Raw genomic sequence first — 18035 nt, forward strand, 5'->3', positions numbered from 1 at the left:
TGATGCCGCGCCGGCCAACGCGCTCAGCACCGGTGTGGCTACGGTCACAGTGATCGGGTGGAAGACTCGCAGCGGGCGGAAGGTTTGCGCTAGGGAGTCGTCCGAACGAGAGGCTGGGCATGACTACTGAGGCGAAGCTTGAGAACGGCACCAGTACGGGTTCGGAAGTCACACCGCGGGAACGAGTAACCGAACGCATCCTCGCGCTGGAGGCGACCGACGAGCAGTACCGGAACGCCAAGCCGGACGCCGCGCTGCAGGCCGAGGCGCGCCAGCCTGGCCTTCGACTTCCGCAGATCCTCGAGATGTTCGCCGAGGGCTACGCGGATCGCCCCGCGTTGGGTTGGCGAGCACGTGAGTTGACGACCGATCCCGCGACCGGGCGCACCACCAGCCAGCTGCTGCATCGGTTCGACACCATGAGTTACCGCGATCTGTGGGCCAACGTACGTGCCGTCGCCACGGCGTGGCGCCACGATGCGGCAAACCCGGTCAAACCGGGTGATGTTGTCGCCACCCTCGGTTTCGCCAGCCCCGAGTATCTGACGGTCGACCTGGTATCGGGTTATCTCGGCCTGGTCGCGGTACCGCTGCAACACAACGCAACAGCCTCGCGGCTGCAGCCGATCGTTGCCGAAATCGAACCGCAAGTCCTCGCCACCGGGGCGGGTTACCTCGACCTTGCCGTCGAGGCGGCGCTGGGCAGCACCTCGCTACGGCGCCTGGTGGTCTTCGATTACCGACCGGAGGTTGACGACCTGCGGGAGAACCTGGAGCGTGCCCAGTCGAAGCTGGCCGCCGCCGGCCTGGCGGTGACCGTCGAGACCTTCGACGAATTGGTCGAGCGTGGCAGCGCGCTGCCGCCGGAGCCGTGGTACACCGGCGAAAGCGACGAGCGGCTGGCGATGATCATGTACACGTCGGGCAGCACCGGTCTGCCCAAAGGCGCCATGTACACCGAGCGCATGGTTTTGAAGTTGTGGACCAACGAGCTCTATCCCGAATTCGCGGACATACCGGTATTCAACGTCAACTTCATGCCGCTCAATCACGTCGGCGGGCGGATACCGCTGTCATCGGCGTTCCAGGCGGGGGGCACCAGCTACTTCGTGCCTGAAAGTGACCTGTCCACGTTGTTCGATGACTGGAATCTGGTGCGCCCCACCGAAATGGGCATGGTGCCGCGGGTGGTCGAGATGCTGTACCAGCGCTACCAAAGTGCGGTGGAGCGGCTCGTCGCCCAGGGCGCCGAACCCGCGGACGCCGACGCGCAGGCGAAAGCCGAACTACGCGAACAGGTTCTGGGCGGGCGAGTGATTACCAGCTTCTCCACCACCGCGCCGTTGGCCGCCGAAATGAAGGCCTTCATCGAGTCCTGCCTGGACGTCCACGTGCTCGACGGCTACGGACTTACCGAGGTCGGCATGGTGTTCAAGGACAGTTTGGTCGCCCGGCCGCCGGTAACCGACTACAAACTCATCGATGTGCCGGAACTGGGCTACTTCCACACCGATAAGCCCTATCCGCGGGGCGAGCTGTTGGTGAAATCGCTGACCGCCTTCACCGGGTACTTCAAGCGACCCGATGTGACGGCGAATGCGTTCGACCCCGACGGCTACTACCGCACGGGCGACGTCATGGCCGAGATCGGGCCCGATCGTCTCGTCTACGTGGACCGGCGCAACAACGTGTTGAAGTTGGCGCAGGGCGAATTCGTGGCCGTGGCACGCCTGGAGGCCGTTTTCAGCAGCGCCGCACTGGTCCGCCAGATCTTCGTTTACGGCAACAGCGAGCGGCCGTACCTGTTGGCCGTCGTGGTGCCGACCGCCGAAGCCGAGGAACGGTTCGCCGGCGATGCCGACGGCCTCAAGGCCGCGTTGAACGAATCCCTGCGCCGCACTGCCAAACTCGCCGAGCTGCAGTCCTATGAAGTGCCCGTGGACTTTCTCATCGACTACGAGCCCTTCAACGAGGACAACGGCCTGCTGTCGGGCGTCGGCAAGCTGCTGCGGCCAAAGCTCAAGGAGCACTACGGTGAGCGGCTCGAGGAGCTCTACGCCGAACTCGCCGCCACCCGGACAGCTGAACTGCGCGCGCTGCGCGAGGGGGCCGCGGACCGGCCCGTGATCGATACGCTGACACGCGCGGCCGAGGCGTTGCTGGGCTTACCCGGCGGGCCGCCCGACCCGGATACCCAATTCCTCGAACTCGGCGGCGACTCGCTGTCCGCGCTGACCTTCTCCAACCTGCTGCAGGACATTTTCGACGTGGAAGTCCCGGTGGGCCAGATCATCAGCCCGGCTTCCGATCTGCGGCAACTCGCGGAATATGTGGAGGCCGAACGTGAATCCGGCTCCAAGCGGCCCACGTTCTCTGCCATTCACGGCCGCGGCGCGACCGAAGCCCGCGCGTCCGAGCTCACCCTGGACAAGTTCATCGACGCCGAAGCCCTGGCCGCGGCTCCGACGCTGCCACTTGCGACCGGCACGCCACACACGGTTCTGCTTACCGGCGCCAACGGCTACCTCGGCCGCTTCCTGACCCTGGAATGGCTCGAGCGGCTGGCCGACACCGGCGGAAAACTCGTCACCATCATCCGCGGCACCGACGCCCAGGCCGCCGCCAAGCGGCTGGAGGCCGTTTTCGACAGCGGCGATCCACAATTGCTGCAGCGGTTCCGCACCCTGGCCGCCGAACACCTCGAGGTGGTCGTCGGCGACATCGCGGAGCCGAATCTTGGTTTGGACCAATCGACTTGGGAACACCTGGCGCAGAGCGTGGATATGATCGTGCACCCGGCCGCGCTGGTGAACCACGTCCTGCCGTACGACCAGTTGTTCGGCCCCAACGTCGTGGGCACCGCCGAGCTGATTCGCCTGGCGATCACGACGCGGATCAAGCCCGTCACCTACATGTCGACCGTCGCGGTCGCCCTGTCGGTTGACCCCGCCACGTTCGCCGAGGATGGCGACATCCGCACCGTCAGCCCGGTCCGCCCGATCGACGACAGCTACGCCAGCGGTTATGCGAACAGCAAGTGGGGCGGTGAGGTGCTGCTGCGTGAGGCGCACGACCTGTGTGGGTTGCCGGTTGCGGTGTTCCGATCCGACATGATCCTTGCGCACAGCCAGTACGCCGGACAGCTGAATGTGCCGGATGCGTTCACCCGGTTGATATTCAGCTTGCTGGTAACCGGTATTGCGCCGTCCTCGTTCTACCAAACCGATGCGCATGGAAACCGGGCGGTGGCGCATTACGACGGCCTGCCCGCCGACTTCGTCGCAGCGTCGGTCACCACGCTGGGCGAGCAGATAGTAACGGCCACACAGGATTCCGGGCGCTACCGGTCCTTCGATGTGATGAACCCGCACGACGATGGCATCTCGCTGGATGTGTTCGTGGACTGGTTGATCGCCGCCGGTCACGACATCCGGCGCATCGACGACCATGACGAGTGGTTCAGCCGGTTCGAGACGGCGCTGCGGGCCCTGCCCGACAAGCAGCGTCAGCATTCGGTTCTGCCCCTGCTCGACGTTTACCGCAAGCCCGAGGCGCCGCTGCGCGGTGCGCCGGCTCCGACGGAAGTGTTCCGCGGCGCGGTGCAGGCAGCGAGAATTGGTGCGGACAAAGACATTCCGCACCTGTCTGAGGCGCTGATCGGCAAGTACGTCTCGGATCTGCGGCTGCTCGGGTTGGTTTAGCCCGAAAGGCTAATCGTGCAAACCATTCTTGACCGCCGCGGCTTGCTTGCGGCCGATATCGGTCGCGATGCCCGGATCGATCGGGTCGGCTGGCGCGCTGTCGAATTCCAGATTGACCAACGCCCTGCCCTCGGTGAACAACAACACGGCGATGGCTTGCGAATTATCCGGCGACGTACCCGAAATCATCGCACCGTTGGAGCCGACGTCGACGGGCTGCCAGGCACCGCTGACCTTCTTCGCGTAATTCGTCTTGGTGTTATCCAGTGCGGCCACCGCGACCGAGGGATTGTCGACCACCAAGATGGTGTCCCCAATGCGCCGGCTCTTGTCGGCATTGACGAACAGCTGCGCGACGCCGGTCGTGTCGTTGAAGTTCAGGACGGGCGGCTGCGGTGCGGTGAAGTCTCCGCCGCCGAGATCGCTGGGCTGGATCAACAACGCGCTGTAATCGGGGGGATGTCCGGGCGACGGGTTGGCGGCCGACGTCGAACCGGTGCCGCTGGTGGATGGCGGCGCCGAAGTCTTGCTGTTGTTACCGCAGCCGGTGATCGCGATGCCGATCACCAAGGTGGCGACGGCCCAGCCGGTGACGGTCATCCGGGCACACACCATGGGCAGTCCTTCCAGTGGGAACAAGGTCAGCGCATATGAACATACGCGCACGCACCAATCGACAGGCGCCGGTTCGCGCCTACCCTGGTGAGGGGCCGGGGCAGAAAGTTTCGATTCGCGCGGTAAGGAGATCGAGATGACGACTGCAGCGGCGCGCGCTGTGCGGTTCGACCGTTACGGGGACCGTGACGTGCTGTACGTGGCAGAGATCGACATGCCGACACCCGGCGAGGGTGAGGTGGTGGTGGAAGTTCGTGCGGCGGGAATCAACCCCGGAGAGGCCGCCATTCGATCGGGAGCGATGCGTGACATGTTCCCCGCCACATTTCCCTCCGGTCAGGGCAGCGATCTGGCCGGGGTGGTGACGGCGACCGGACCCGGGGTCACCGAATTCGCAGTCGGCGACGAGGTTCTGGGGTTCAGCTTCCGGCGATCAAGCCATGCCACCCACGCCGCCGTCCCGGTCGATCAGCTGATCCGTAAGCCTCCCCAATTGAGTTGGGAGGCAGCGGGTTCGCTCTATGTCGTCGGTGCGACGGCATACGCCGCTGTCCGCGCGGTCGCGCCGCAGCCGGGCGAGACCGTCGTCGTGTCGGCGGCCGCCGGAGGTGTCGGCAGTCTTGTCGTCCAACTGCTGGTCCTGCGCAAGGCACGAGTGCTCGGCATCGCCGGAGAGGGCAACGCCGAGTGGCTGCGCGCACACGGCGTCATCCCGATCAGCTACGGCGACGGGTTGGCAGAGCGCCTGCGCGAGGCGGCGCCGAACGGAATCGACGCGTTCATCGATCTATTCGGCCCGGACTACGTCCAGCTCGCCGTGGATCTCGGGGTGGCACCGGAGCGCATCGACACGATCATCTCCTTCCAGAAGGCCGGCGAAGTCGGCGCCAAAACCGAAGGCAGCACCGACGCGTCCACACCGGAAGTACTCACCGAGATCGCCGACCTGCTCGCCGGCGGCGCCGTCGATTTCGACATCGCCGATACCTTTGCGCTGGAGCAGGTGGCCGACGCCTTCGAGCAACTCGAACGCCGGCACACGCACGGCAAAATTGTTCTGCTGCCCAACGGTTCGCCCTGATCGTCAGCTCATGCCGGCCTGAACCACCTTGATCACTACGAATACGACAGCCATGACGAGGTAGCCGCGCAGGATCAACAATCCAGCCCTACGAATCGGCGATATGGCCGGGCGGGCAAGAGCAGCCAGGTTGGGGGTCTGCCAGTCCAGCCGATCCTGTTGGCGGAGGGTTCGGCGCTCGGCGCGAGCGGGTTTCGACTCGTGACGGTCGCCCGACCACCGACCGCCGATGATCGCCACGGCGCCGCCGAGCAGGCCGACCGCAGCGCCGGCCGCGAGCCCGCCCTCGAGCGTCGCTGCGGACAGGTCTGGAAAGAACGTCGTCGCGGTCAATGCCAGCGACAGCAGCACCAACGACCACACGATGGCCCACGCAACGATGTTCTGCCGCAACGTGTTTACCCACGGTCCCAGGACTGCCCGGTCGTTGCAGAGCAGAACCAGGAACACGGTCGCCGAGGGCAACAGGATGCCGGCGAGCGCCTGCACGCCCTGGGTGACCAGCCCGAGGATGTGATCGGGACTGAACGCCACCGCAGCCGACGCGCCCAGCAGTAGCGCATAGCCGCCGTAAAACCATGGCGCCTCACTGATCTTCCAGTGCAGGGAGTGCCGCTTGCCCATCGTGTCACCGATGGCGTAGGTGGTGGCCAACCCAATTGCGTTGGCCCCGATCAGCGATCCGTCCAGCAGGATGATCGCGAACAGTACCCCTACCGTGTTGTCGAGGTGGCGGCCCAGGCCGCTGGCAACCGCGCCGGCGTCGGTGAAGTTGCCGATGTCGGCCGTTCCGGCCAGGCCGAAGGCCGTGACCGCCATCAACGCCGTCGCACCGACAATGACCACGACGATGCCGATGATCAAATCGGCTCGTGCGTAAGGAATCCAGCGTGCGGTGATGCGCTTGTCCACCACATTGGACTGCTGGAAGAACAGCTGCCATGGCGCCACCGTGGTGCCCACGATCGCGATGATCAGCAGCAGCACCGTGGAGTCCAGTCCACCCGGAAACCGCGGTATCAGTCCGGCGGCAGTGACTTTCAGACTCGGATGCACCATCAGCACCATCGGGATCATCACGACGTTCACCGCGATCAGCAGGAACATCAGCCCCTCCCAACGCCGAAACGAGCCGCCCGCCACCACCGCGAACAGCAGCACGGCAGCGGCGGGTATCGCCACGGTCTTCGGGCAGCCTAAGAACCCCAACGCCAGTGCGACGCCGATGAATTCGGTGACGATCGTCAGGGCGTTCAGAACCAGCAGATCACCCACGCTGAATGCGCCCCAGAACTTTCCGAAGCGCTCGAAGATCAGGCGCGCGTGACCAACTCGGGCGACCGCGCCCAAGCGCAGCACCATCTCCTGATTCACGTACAACACCGGGATCAGCAATGCCAGCGTCCACAGCAGGTTCATCCCGTAGTTCTGACCGGCTTGCGCATAGGTCGCGACGCCGCCGGCGTCGTTGTCGCCCACCATGACAATCAATCCAGGGCCGGTGATGACCATCAGTGTGCGCAACCGCCGCCACCGGCCACCGAACGTGCCGGCGTCGTCTCGCCCGATACGGCCGAACGCTCCGACGATGTCGCCGGTGTGCGCGGAATCCAGCACGGGAACGCCATGCGGCCGAGTGGAAATCGAAGTCATAGGACTCTCGCTATCTTCGAGATCGGGCTGCACAGATCGGGTGCTCAACGCGCCCCGGCGGCAGGCTGACAACCCCCGCCGCCGGGGACCGCGTGGCGGAACGTTTCACCGGTGGTTGCCTACACAGCCCGATGACTGTCCGCCCGGCGCGGCCGAGAGCACGGCGGTCGGCATCCGTGACACGTACAGGTTCGCCCGCTCTTCGGGCGTCGGGATGTGCATGGCGCACAACCTGATTGTCAGCAGCCGACCTGCACGCAGCATCGACCGTCCGCGCAACCTTCCAAGCCCGCGAATACGTTCTGCAACAACAAAAGTCATGGTCTTCCCCCTTAGCGGAAGCCCGATCGGCTCGTCAGCACGCCGAGTGCGCCCGAGTATTCGCCGATGCCACCACCCTCAATACGGTTGTGGGACAGCGAAATCCAAGAAGTTGCGTCAGCAGAAAGAAGCGCCGGAACCGGATCGGATCAAGATGGATTTCGGATAGGAACTATCGCCGGGACTCATCTCGCCCTCACCTCCTCACGGCCATGACACACGAGGGTGTCGTCACATCACACGCGGGAGAGGTACGAATGCCGGGCCGTGAGCCCGCCGGCCGCACCCCTCTCGTCGGAGCTTTGGCACTGCACGGCGTATCTGGATCATGTCCAGAAGCCACTTGGGCTCAACCCTTGGGTCCGGGAAGAGCTGTCCTGACCCGGGGCGTCTCTCGACGTTCGGGGTCAGTGGCCTGTGTCCGTGCAGACGCCTCACCTACCGAGGTGCTTGCCCGTCCATGCTGGCACTACGACCCACTGCTCGTCAAACGCCTTAGCAATACCTTTACGGCGGGCGTGGCGCGCGTCACATTTACTGACAGCCGGTCATTATCCCGGGTGAATACCGCCGAGGCATACCCTCATGGGCATGGCCACAACCTTGCAAGACCCTCGTGTCGAGTCCGTGCTCGACGGGATGTACACCGAGACGAAGAACCAGATGTCGCTCCTGCGTGAGCGGCATGGTCAGTTCGATCGACCGATGACCACAGCGGAACGCACCGAGGCGATGAGCGAGTTCTACATCCCGGTGACTCCCGAGGCCGGACGGCTGCTGTACGCGCTGATCCGGGCGACCCGGCCGACGACGGTTGTCGAATTCGGAATGTCTTTCGGTATCTCGGCCATTCATCTCGCGGCGGCCATACGCGATAACGGCGTCGGGCGCGTGGTGACCACGGAACTCAGTGCGAGCAAGATAGCCGCCGCCAAGAACACGTTCGCCGAGACAGGTTTGGACGACGTGATCACCATTCTCGAGGGAGACGCGCTCACCACACTCGAGGCCGTCGACGGCCCCGTCGAATTCGTCTTGCTCGACGGCTGGAAGGACCTATATCTTCCGGTCATCAAGTTGCTCGAGCCCCGGCTTGCCACAGGCGCTTTGGTCATCGCCGACAACGCCAGCTCGTCCGACATGGCGCCCTATCTCGATCGTGTTCGCGATCCCGCCAACGGGTACACCAGCTTCAATTTCCTGGTCCGGGAAAGCGACAGCATGGAAATCAGCTGCCGCACCGACGACTAGGCGTCTAGCGCAGCGACTCCTCGAGCCAGGGCGTCAGCCACTTGACCCCTTCCGGGGTGAGGTGGACGCCGTCGCTGCGCACCTTGATGCCGTCGACCTTGGCGGTGTAGACGCCGTCGGGGCAGAGCTTTTTGTTCAGATCCAGAATCTGGACATTCGGGTGCTGCGCAACCGTCTTGCGCAGCATGGTGTTCCATTGGTTGACCCGATCCGGCTGGTCCTCCGGGTACAGGCGGCCATCCGGCTTCTCGCCGCCGCGGCTGTACGGCACGGAGGCGACCACCACTCGAACTCCGCTGGCGCTCGCGATGTTCAGTGCTCGCTCCAGCTCGGCGTTGAGATATGCGTCGAAGGTCGGATCACCAATGTGGGTCCACTGCCCTTCGTTGACACGATCCACCGTTTCCCAGCGGCCGATGATCAGAAGGGCGACATCCGGCTGGTCTTGGCTGATCTGCGTTGCCCATCTGCCCGGCCAGGTGTCGCATTCCGCTCGCTGATCCAGAGTTTGGCCGATGTAGCGATACGGGGTGCCACGGACCAGACTGCATCCGATGACGGTGTGGTCGAGGAACGCGAATCCGGGCGTCGGCGGAAGATAGTGCATCCAGGTCCACCCGATCGAATCACCGAATACCGAAACGGTGAACGGCCGGTTGGGGTTTCGCGGCCCGACCGGCCGACTCCCGCCCGGCGTCGCCGGGGACACCGCCGCGACCGCCGAAACGCCCGGCGGCAGCCCGCTCTCACGCAGGCCGGTTCCGGTGCCGACCGGAATCACCAGCAACGTGATCGCCGCGGCGCTGGCCACGGTGGCGGCGGCCAGCGGCAGCAACGCGACCCGGGCCGGCCGCCAGCGACGGACCGGTTGTTCGATCAGCCAATACGATGCGCCGGCCACAGCCAACGTGAGCCCGCACCGCGCGGCGAACAGCGGGAATCCCGCCCATCCGGTGCGTTCGCCGTTGAGCGCCAGAAAGATTGGCCAGTGCCACAGATAGATGCCGTAGGAAATGGTGCCCAGCCATACCAGCGGGGGCGCGGCCAGAATGCGGGCGATCAACCCGCGCTGCTCCAGCGCCACCGGGGCGACCACGAAGACTGCCGCAATCGCCACACCGATCAACAGGCCGTGGCGAAAATCGCCGACATTGCCCGTTGCGTAGTGCGCCGCCGCCGCCAGCCCCGCCATGCCGACGACCGGCAGCACGCGGGCGACCCGCCGCCCCCACCGAGTCCGGATCATGCACCAGCCACGGTTCAGCGAAGGCCAATCCCGAACCAGCAGAGCCGCTGCCGCCGAGCCGACCAGCAAGGCCTGCGCGCGGGTATCGGTGCCGAAGTAGATGCGGTCACGCGTGGTGTCGGAGATAAAGATGATGGCGGCCGCGGCGGAGGCCAGCGCCCCCAGCGTGGCAATCACGAAGATAGCGAACCGCACCCCGCCGACGGTGGCCCGCATGAAGTAGCGCTTGGCCCGCGCCGCCAGCAGCAGAGCGACCACGATGAGCAGGACCGGCCAGACAAAGTAGTACTGCTCCTCGACGCCGAGCGACCAGGCATGCTGCAGCGGCGACGGCGGCGCGCCCTGGGTGAAGTAGTCGGTCTTCTGCGCGACGAAGCGCCAGTTTGCCACCCATAAGAACGCCGCGATCGCATCGTCGCGTAACCCGTTAAGCGCTTGAGCAGGAAGAAGTTCGCGGGCCGCACCCACGGCGAGCACCATCAACACCAGCGCCGGCAACAGCCGGCGGGCACGGCGAATCCAGAACCCGGTCAGGTCGATACGTCCGGTGCGCCCCAGTTCGTCCAGCAATAGCGACGTGATCAGAAATCCGCTGAGCACAAAGAAGACGTCGACGCCGAGGAACCCACCGCTCATACCGGGAATGCCGCCGTGGTCGGCGAGCACGAGCGCAACCGCGATCGCGCGAAGTCCATCCAGTGCGGGAATGCCGCTGGCTCGCTCGGGTTTATCCCAGATCGCCAGCCGCCCTGCCCGGCGCACCGGGGCTACCCACCGGGTACGCCGACCGGAACTTGCCGGTGCGGGGTGCTCCCTGCCCGGCTCAGTGCTCGCTTTTGGCGCGCCCTGAACACCCTGCTGTCCGGCGCGGTAGTTGCTGCCGATACGTCGTCGCCCCTCCTCTTGATCACAGCAAGCTTAGGGGCGGGGCCGCGGGATCAGGTGGAGGACACGCAGCGGTTTTTCGCTGTGGTGCGTTCGGATTTCGGTCTAAGGCGTCATGCCTTGTCGGGCGCGTAACCGAGGGTGCTTTTGACCTCCAGATACTCGTGGAAGCCGAACTCGCTCCATTCGCGACCGTTGCCACTGCGCTTGTAGCCGCCGAATGGCGCGTTCATGTCGAATGCGTGGTTGATCGTCACCCATCCCGCGCGGATCTTGCGGGCAACCTCACGGGCCTTGTCGAGGTCGGCTCCCGAAACATAGCCGGCGAGGCCGTATTCGGTGTCATTGGCGATCTCGACGGCTTGGTCGAGGTCGTCGTAGCCGAGGATGCACAGCACCGGCCCGAAGATCTCCTCGCGCGCGATCGTCATGTCGTTCGTGACGTGCGCGAAGACGGTCGGCTTGACGTAGTAACCCTTGTCCAGCCCCGCCGGCCGGCCCGGGCCGCCCGCAACCACGGTGGCGCCCTCGTCGATGCCCTGCTGGATCAGGCGCTGAACCTTGTCGAACTGGGTCTTCGAGGCCACGGGGCCGATCGCCCGCGCATCCTCGGGGCTGCCCACCTGTACTTGCTCTGCCACCTCACGAGCGATGGTAATGGCCTCGGCCATGCGTGAATTCGGGACCAGCATCCGCGACGGCGCGTTACAACTCTGCCCCGAGTTGGGCATCATGTTGGCCACGCCGGCGCTGACGCCGTCGGCAAAGCCACTGTCGTCGAGGACGATGTTGGGGCTCTTGCCGCCGAGCTCTTGGGTCACGCGCTTCACGGTCGGGGCGGCGGTCTTGGCCACCTCGATACCGGCGCTGGTGGATCCGGTGAACGACACCATGTCGATGTCGGGATGGCGCGCCAGGGCCACACCCACGCCCGCGCCGTCGCCGTTGACCAGGTTGAACACCCCGGCCGGCACGCCCGCGGCATCGAGCACCTCGGCGAAGATGTAGGGCGAATACGGGGCAACCTCAGACGGTTTCAGGACAACGGTGCAACCGGTCGCCAACGCCGGATAGACCTTGACCGCGACCTGGTTGATCGGCCAGTTCCAGGGCGTGATCAAAGCGCAGACGCCGATCGGCTCCTTGGCGATCAGGCTCGCCCCCTGCTGCTCCTCGAACGAGAAGTTCTTCAGCGCGTCGATGGCCGTGGTCAGGTGACCGATCCCGAGAAAGACCTGCGGCCCGGCGGCCAGCGAGGGCGGCGCACCCATTTCCTCGGTGATCGCCTCGGCGATGTCGTCCGCGCGCTTCTGGTATTCGGCGAGGATGGCCTGCAACAGATCCAGGCGCTGTTCGCGGCTGGTCAGCGACCAGCTGGCGAAAGCGCGCCGGGCGGCCTTGACCGCCACGTCGACATCGGCCTCCGACCCCAGCGAGATCTTCCCGGAAACCTGTTCGGTCGCCGGGTTATCGACGTCAAAGGTATTGGGCCGCACCGGGTCGACCCACTGTCCGTCTATGTAGAACTTCAGGTATTCGCGCATCAGATCGATCCCTTTCTAACTGGGTGGTCTTACTGGGTGCCTTCGGCGTACCAGGTCCGGAATCGGTCGTACTTCGGCATTTCCTCGGAGTTGGCCTTCGGGTCGATGCACACGTGCACTACACCGACTTTGCCACTGGCGTAGGCGCGAGCGATCGCCGGGCCGATCTCCTCTTCCTTTTCGACGTACTCACCGTGGCAACCGAAGCCCTCGGCAACCTTGTCCATCCGGACATCCTTGCTCCAGTGCACGCCGGGCTGCGGCGACGGCTGGGAGAACGTGCGCTTGTACACGCCCACTTCCAGACCCCACTGGTGGTCGACGCCCACCACACACACCAGCGGCAGGTTCTGTCGCGCAGCGGTTTCCAACTCGGCGATGTGGAACAGGAAGGCCGAGTCACTGGTCAGCAGCATGACCGGACGTTTGCCGCCCTCGGCGACCGAGGCGCCGACGGCGTACGGCAGACCCGTGCCCAGGTGACCGAAGTTCTGGTTCCAGATCACGTCGCGCGGCTTGGACTGCGAGTAGGTCCACTGGAAGATCACGGTCGCGCCGCCGTCGCGCACCATGATGCCGTCCTCGAGTTCGTTGAATGCCTTGGTTGCCTCGACGACGTAGCGCGCCGGGTGGATCGGCGAGCGTCCGGACGGCGCCGATTCCGCCACGTCCGCAAGCTCTTTCGCATCCTTTCCGATCAGCACCTCCAGCGCGGGTGCCGGTTTACGCGGAGAATCCTGGAGCGCCTCGACCAGCTGCGGCACGACACCGCGCAGATCGCCGACCAGCGCCACGTCGACCGGGCGGTTGACGCCGATGGCGGTCGGGTCCTGCTCCACGTACACCCATTTGCGGTTCGCGTCGTTTCCGGCCCAATGCTGGGTCCGGCCGTAGTGCATCGGCTCACCGAGTTCGGTACCCAGCGCGACGCACAGGTCGGATTCCTCGACCGCCTCGTTGGCGGCCGGGGAGAACAAGTAGGGGAACGTCCGCTCCTGCAGTCCCGGGATGAACGAGGTACCGCCGGAGGTCTGGATCACCGGGCAGGCCATCAGCTCGGCCAGCTCCTTGACTTCCTGCTGGGTGCGCGAGGTGTGCACGCCGTGTCCGACCAACAGAATCGGGCGCTTGGCCTCGCGGATCAGCTTTACGGCCTCGGCAACCTCGCGCTCACCCGCGGTCTGGTTGACGAGCCGATACCGGTTGGGCGGCAGCGGATCCGGCACGTCGAGCTCCTCGAGGATGACGTGTGACGGAAACTCGACATACGATGGTCCGGGAGTGCCCGACATGGCGCGACGGATCGCCTCGTGAATGATCTCGTCGGTCTGGTCGGCGTACTCGATCGAGCTGCTGTACTTCACCGATGCGGCGAAAAGTGGCTCCTGTTGCACGAATTGGATGCGGCCGCGTCGCACCCGGCGCTCGGTGACGCGTGCGCGTTGCCCACCGAGGAAGATCACCGGTGAGTTCTCGACTAGTGCGCACTGGATCGCGCCGGCGATGTTGGCCATACCCGGGCCGAGCGTGCCGATGCACAGGCCGGGCTTACCCGTCATACGCGACGCCGCCTCGGCCATGAATCCCGCGCTCAGTTCGTGATGCGGTGCGACCACCGACCATCCGCGGGCGTCGGCCTCGGCGAACATATGCACGAAGTTCGGGTCCGGGATACCGAACAGGGTATTCACGCCCTCGGCCTCGAACAGGTCGAGGATGCGCTTATAGACGGGCACGGGCATGGTCAAAGTTCCTTTCCCTCGCGAGCAGTCGCAAAATCGCTCTCTGGCTGGGTATTTGGGGTGATTTTGTGACTTCTCGCGCTAATTTCGGCGAGCACTTCCGCGGTGTGGGCGCCGAGCTCCGGCGCCGGCCCGGCAACGCGACCCGGTGTCTGCGAGAACCAGGTCGGTACGCCCGGGAAGCGGACCGGTCCGTGCGGGGTGTCCACCGTCTCGAACATGCCGACGGCGTTGAGATGCGGATCGTCGAAGAGAGCGCCGGGCGTGTTCAGTGGCGCGGCCGGTATCTCGAGTTTGTGCAGCAGCGCCAACCACTCCGCGGTGGAGCGCTCTTTCATCGTCTCGGCCAATAGCCCGTAGACGGTGTCGATCTCGCGTGCGCGCTGTTCCAATGTCGAATACAGCTCGCTCGCCCACGGTGGCTGCACGGCCTTCATGAAGGCGTTCCAGTGCTTGTCGTTGTAGATCAACGCGGCGATGTAGCCGTCGCTGGTGCGGTACGGGCGCCGGTTGGGCGCCACGGTGCGCGGATACACCGCGGGACCCAGCGGGGGGTCGAACATGGCGCCGTTGGCGTGTTCGACGAGCATGAACGAGGCCATGGTTTCGAACATGGCAACCTCGACTTCCTGCCCCTGTCCGGTGCGCTCGCGATGGAACAACGCCATCATCGTCGCGTAGAGCGCCGTCAGCCCGGCGATCTTGTCGGCCATGATGGTGCCCACGTAATCGGCCTCGCCGGTCAATTGCTGTTGTACTGCAGGCAGGCCGCATTCGGCCTGGATCGTGTCGTCATAGGCGGGACGGTCGCGTTCTGGTCCGCGTCTCCCGTACCCGTAGCAATTGGTGTAGATGACCGCGGGATTGATCGCGGCGACCTCCGCGTAGCCGAAGCCGAGCTTCGCGACCGCCTTGGCGCGCATCGAGTGGATGAACACGTCGGCAGTCTCGACGAGAGCGCGCAACGCGCGCGTTCCGGCGTCGGTTTGCAGGTCCAGCACGATGCTGCGCTTGCCCCGGTTGACGTTGACGAATACCCCGCTCATGCCAGGCGCCGGGCCCACCGAGATGTAGCGGGTGTTATCCCCTTGTGGCGGTTCGACTTTGATCACGTCGGCGCCCATGTCGGCCATGATCTGCGTGCAGTACGGTCCCATCACCATTGCGGTCAGATCGATCACGCGCACACCGGCCATCGGGCCCGTCGGGCTAGCCATGGAGCGCTCCCTGGTCGGTTGAGCGGCGCGCCAGCTCGAAGCTGTATCCGATGTGCTGGTTATGTCCATCCGGGACGACCGGAAAGATAAGCGGCGCATCGACGTATCGGATCGCATCCAGATGCTCGCCAACGTCCTCGATCGTCCACGAGGGCCGGCACACACCCGGGCTTTCCGCGATGACCGCCCGTGCCACCCGGCCCGCCAGCGCGATGAACATTTCTCCGGTCACCGAGCAGGACTCGTGCGCGAGCCAACCCACCACGGGCGCAACCAGTTCCGAGCCCATCGGCGGGTAGGCCGAGGTGTCTATGCCTTCTGCCATGCGCGTCACCGCGGCCGGCACGATCACGTTGCACTGCACACCCTGAGGGGCGCCTTCCAGCGCGGCGACATTGGACAACCCGATCACACCGGCCTTGGCGGCCGCGTAGTTGGCCACACCGTGGTTTCCGTACAGGCCACCGATCGATGACGTCAGCACGATGCGGCCGTAGCCCGCCTCGCACATCAGCGGAAACGCCGGCCGCACAACGTTGAACGCGCCGCGCAAATGCACGTCGAGCACGGCGTCGAAGTCCTCGTAACTCATTTCCTTCAGCGAGCCACTGCGCACGTTGCCCGCGTTGTGGACCAGGATGTCGATGCCGGCGTAGTGCTCAAGCGCGGTCGCGATGACCGCTTCTCCGCCTTCGCGGGTCGCAACCGACGCACTACACGCGACAGCCTCGCCCCCGGCCGCGGTGATCTCAGCGACCACCTGTTCGGCCGGACCGGCGTCGACCCCTTCGCCGTCGAGGCTGCCGCCGACGTCGTTGACGACGACCTTGGCTCCACGCGCAGCGAGCAGCAGGGCGTAGGAGCGGCCGAGTCCTCGGCCGCTGCCGGTCACGACGGCGACTCGACCGTCGAATCTCAAGTCAGGCATTCAGCTTCCAAGGACCAGGCCATCGAGATCACCCTTGGCGCGCCATTCCTTCAGCAGGTCGTCGAACGCGTAGAAGCCCGGCATGTAGGGATCGCCGATCGCCGAGCGGATGCCCTCGCCGCCACCGCCGCCCTCGTTGTTGTAATAGCCGGGCGTGCAGGACACCGCGAATTCCGTATTGTCCATCGAGGTTTCGCGGATCGTGTTAACCCAGCTGTCCTGGGCTTCCTGGCTCGGCTCGACGGTCGAAGCGCGGCGCGCTATCGCCTCGGAAATGATGTAGGCGATGTGTTCGGCCTGTTGCTCCAGCATTGCGGTGGTGTTCCCTGCCACGCCGCCCTGAATGAAGCCGGTGAAGAACTGGTTGGGGAAGCCCCGGCTGGTCATCCCATGGAGCGATTTGTAGCTGTCGCCCCAGTGATCGAAGAGCGACAGGCCGTCGCGGCCCTCGATCACATCGACCGCGTACCGGCGGCTGATGTCCGTGGTGATTTCGAAACCGCTGGCAAAGATGACGCAGTCGACCACGTACTCGACGCCGTCGGCGACGATCCCGTTCTCGGTGAGCCCTTGCACGCCTTTGGATTCCGACACGTCAACCAGCGTGACGTTCGGGCGGTTGAACGTCGGCAGGTATTCGTCATTGCTGCAAGGCCGCTTGCACATGAACCGGTAGTACGGTTTGAGCGCTTCGGCGGTCTCCGGGTCGTCGACGAGCTCCCCGACGCGGCGCCGCAGCCGCTCCATCATCTTGTAGTCCTCTTCTTCACGCATCGCCATGATCTGCTCAATGGTCAGTGCAGCGGGATCCTCGGCGGCCGCGACCCGCGCGGTCAGGTTGCGCCCGAGTTCGGTCCAGAAATCGCAGACCATATCGGGCTCGTCGAACACCACGCCTTCCCCCAATGGTGACCAGCGGTGAAAGTTGCGCTTGCGTTTCTCCTGCCAACCGGGCTCCAGGGAAGCCGCCCACTGCGGGTCCGTCGGCTCATTGGCTCGCAGGTCCACCGATGAGGGCGTGCGCTGAAAGACGTAGAGGTGCTGGGCGTCTCGGCCCAGGTGCGGAACCAGCTGCACGCCGGTCGCACCGGTACCCACCAGCGCCACGCGCTTGTCATGCAGCTTGTCCAGTCCGCCGCTGGCATCCCCGCCGGTGTAGTCGTAATCCCAGCGAGCGGAATGGAACGTGTGTCCCTTGAAGTCCTTGATACCGGGGATGCCGGGCAGCTTCGGCCGGTTGAACGAGCCCTGGGCCATCACCACGAACCGGGCACGAATGTCGTCACCGCGGTTGGTGTTCAACCGCCAGCGCTCGATCGTTTCATCCCAGCGCGCTGCGCGAACCTGGGTGGAGAGGATGGCGCCGTCGTAGAGCCCGAAATGCTTTGCGATGCGACGGCAGTGCTCATAGATCTCGGCGCCGTCGGCGAACTTTTTCGACGGAAGGTAGTTGAGTTCTTCGAGCATCGGGATATAGCAGTAAGCGTCGTTGTCGCACTGGATGCCGGGGAAACGATTCCAGTACCAGACGCCGCCGAAGTCTCCGCCCATCTCGATGATGTGCACGTCTTCGACGCCGGCCTTCTTGAGGTAGGCGCCCGCCAGCAGCCCGGTGATGCCGCCGCCGAGCACGGCCACGTCGATGTTCTGGTCGATCGGCGTGCGCGGCGTCACCGGCGTGTGGGGATCGACCTCGGCGAATTCTGCGAAGTCGTCCTTGAGTTCCAGGTACTGCTTCGAGCCCTCCGGACGCAGCCGCTTGTCGCGCTCCTGCAGATACTTCTTTCGCAGCGCGTCGATATCGATGTCGTCCGGCGTCTGCGTCGGTCCGCATTTATCGAACATGGTCAT

11 protein-coding genes and 1 riboswitch are annotated in these 18035 nt (G+C 65.1%); of the genes, 3 read left to right on the forward strand and 8 right to left on the reverse strand.

What is annotated here, in order from left to right; translation table 11 throughout:
• Nucleotides 1–119 precede the first annotated feature (119 nt).
• Nucleotides 120–3701, forward strand: a complete 3582-nt coding sequence (gene car, locus ACZY0B_RS16780) for a carboxylic acid reductase (protein WP_463765267.1) — start codon at nucleotides 120–122, stop codon at nucleotides 3699–3701.
• A gap of 9 nt (nucleotides 3702–3710) precedes the next feature.
• Here car and ACZY0B_RS16785 read toward each other — a convergent pair whose 3' ends face one another.
• Entirely contained in the window at nucleotides 3711–4316 is a 606-nt protein-coding gene (locus ACZY0B_RS16785; protein ID WP_463765268.1) for a hypothetical protein, read from the reverse strand.
• Between the two features lie 136 nt (nucleotides 4317–4452).
• On the opposite strand from ACZY0B_RS16785, the gene ACZY0B_RS16790 reads away from it, so the two are divergent.
• Nucleotides 4453–5397 carry an NADP-dependent oxidoreductase gene (locus ACZY0B_RS16790; RefSeq protein ID WP_463765269.1) on the forward strand — a complete coding sequence of 315 codons (945 nt, stop codon included), beginning with the start codon at nucleotides 4453–4455 and terminating at the stop codon, nucleotides 5395–5397.
• A 3-nt stretch (nucleotides 5398–5400) separates the two neighbouring features.
• On the opposite strand, the gene ACZY0B_RS16795 is transcribed toward ACZY0B_RS16790, so the two are convergent.
• A complete protein-coding gene (locus ACZY0B_RS16795) occupies nucleotides 5401–7050 on the reverse strand; it encodes an NRAMP family divalent metal transporter (protein ID WP_463765270.1) in 1650 nt (549 codons plus the stop codon).
• A gap of 600 nt (nucleotides 7051–7650) precedes the next feature.
• A riboswitch (M-box (ykoK) riboswitch) is annotated at nucleotides 7651–7824 on the reverse strand.
• Between the two features lie 138 nt (nucleotides 7825–7962).
• Here ACZY0B_RS16795 and ACZY0B_RS16800 point away from each other — a divergent pair.
• A complete protein-coding gene (locus ACZY0B_RS16800; protein WP_463765271.1) occupies nucleotides 7963–8622 on the forward strand; it encodes an O-methyltransferase in 660 nt (219 codons plus the stop codon).
• Nucleotides 8623–8626: 4 nt separating this feature from the next.
• On the opposite strand, the gene ACZY0B_RS16805 is transcribed toward ACZY0B_RS16800, so the two are convergent.
• The 6 genes from ACZY0B_RS16805 to ACZY0B_RS16830 all read right to left on the reverse strand — a co-directional run bounded on the left by ACZY0B_RS16805 (nucleotide 8627) and on the right by ACZY0B_RS16830 (nucleotide 18035).
• Nucleotides 8627–10630, reverse strand: coding sequence for an acyltransferase family protein (locus tag ACZY0B_RS16805; protein ID WP_463765272.1), 2004 nt, complete (start codon nucleotides 10628–10630; stop codon nucleotides 8627–8629).
• A gap of 236 nt (nucleotides 10631–10866) precedes the next feature.
• On the reverse strand, nucleotides 10867–12297 hold the full coding sequence (locus tag ACZY0B_RS16810; protein WP_463765273.1) for an aldehyde dehydrogenase family protein: 1431 nt from the start codon (nucleotides 12295–12297) through the stop codon (nucleotides 10867–10869).
• Between the two features lie 29 nt (nucleotides 12298–12326).
• A complete protein-coding gene (locus ACZY0B_RS16815) occupies nucleotides 12327–14039 on the reverse strand; it encodes a thiamine pyrophosphate-binding protein (RefSeq protein WP_463765274.1) in 1713 nt (570 codons plus the stop codon).
• Between the two features lie 2 nt (nucleotides 14040–14041).
• Nucleotides 14042–15235: a CaiB/BaiF CoA transferase family protein gene (locus ACZY0B_RS16820; protein ID WP_463765322.1), complete on the reverse strand. Its 1194-nt coding sequence runs from the start codon at nucleotides 15233–15235 to the stop codon at nucleotides 14042–14044.
• A 13-nt stretch (nucleotides 15236–15248) separates the two neighbouring features.
• Nucleotides 15249–16184: an SDR family NAD(P)-dependent oxidoreductase gene (locus ACZY0B_RS16825; protein ID WP_463765275.1), complete on the reverse strand. Its 936-nt coding sequence runs from the start codon at nucleotides 16182–16184 to the stop codon at nucleotides 15249–15251.
• Nucleotides 16185–18035: a flavin-containing monooxygenase gene (locus ACZY0B_RS16830; RefSeq protein ID WP_463765276.1), complete on the reverse strand. Its 1851-nt coding sequence runs from the start codon at nucleotides 18033–18035 to the stop codon at nucleotides 16185–16187.

Source organism: Mycobacterium sp. IDUB_19 (assembly GCF_055419445.1).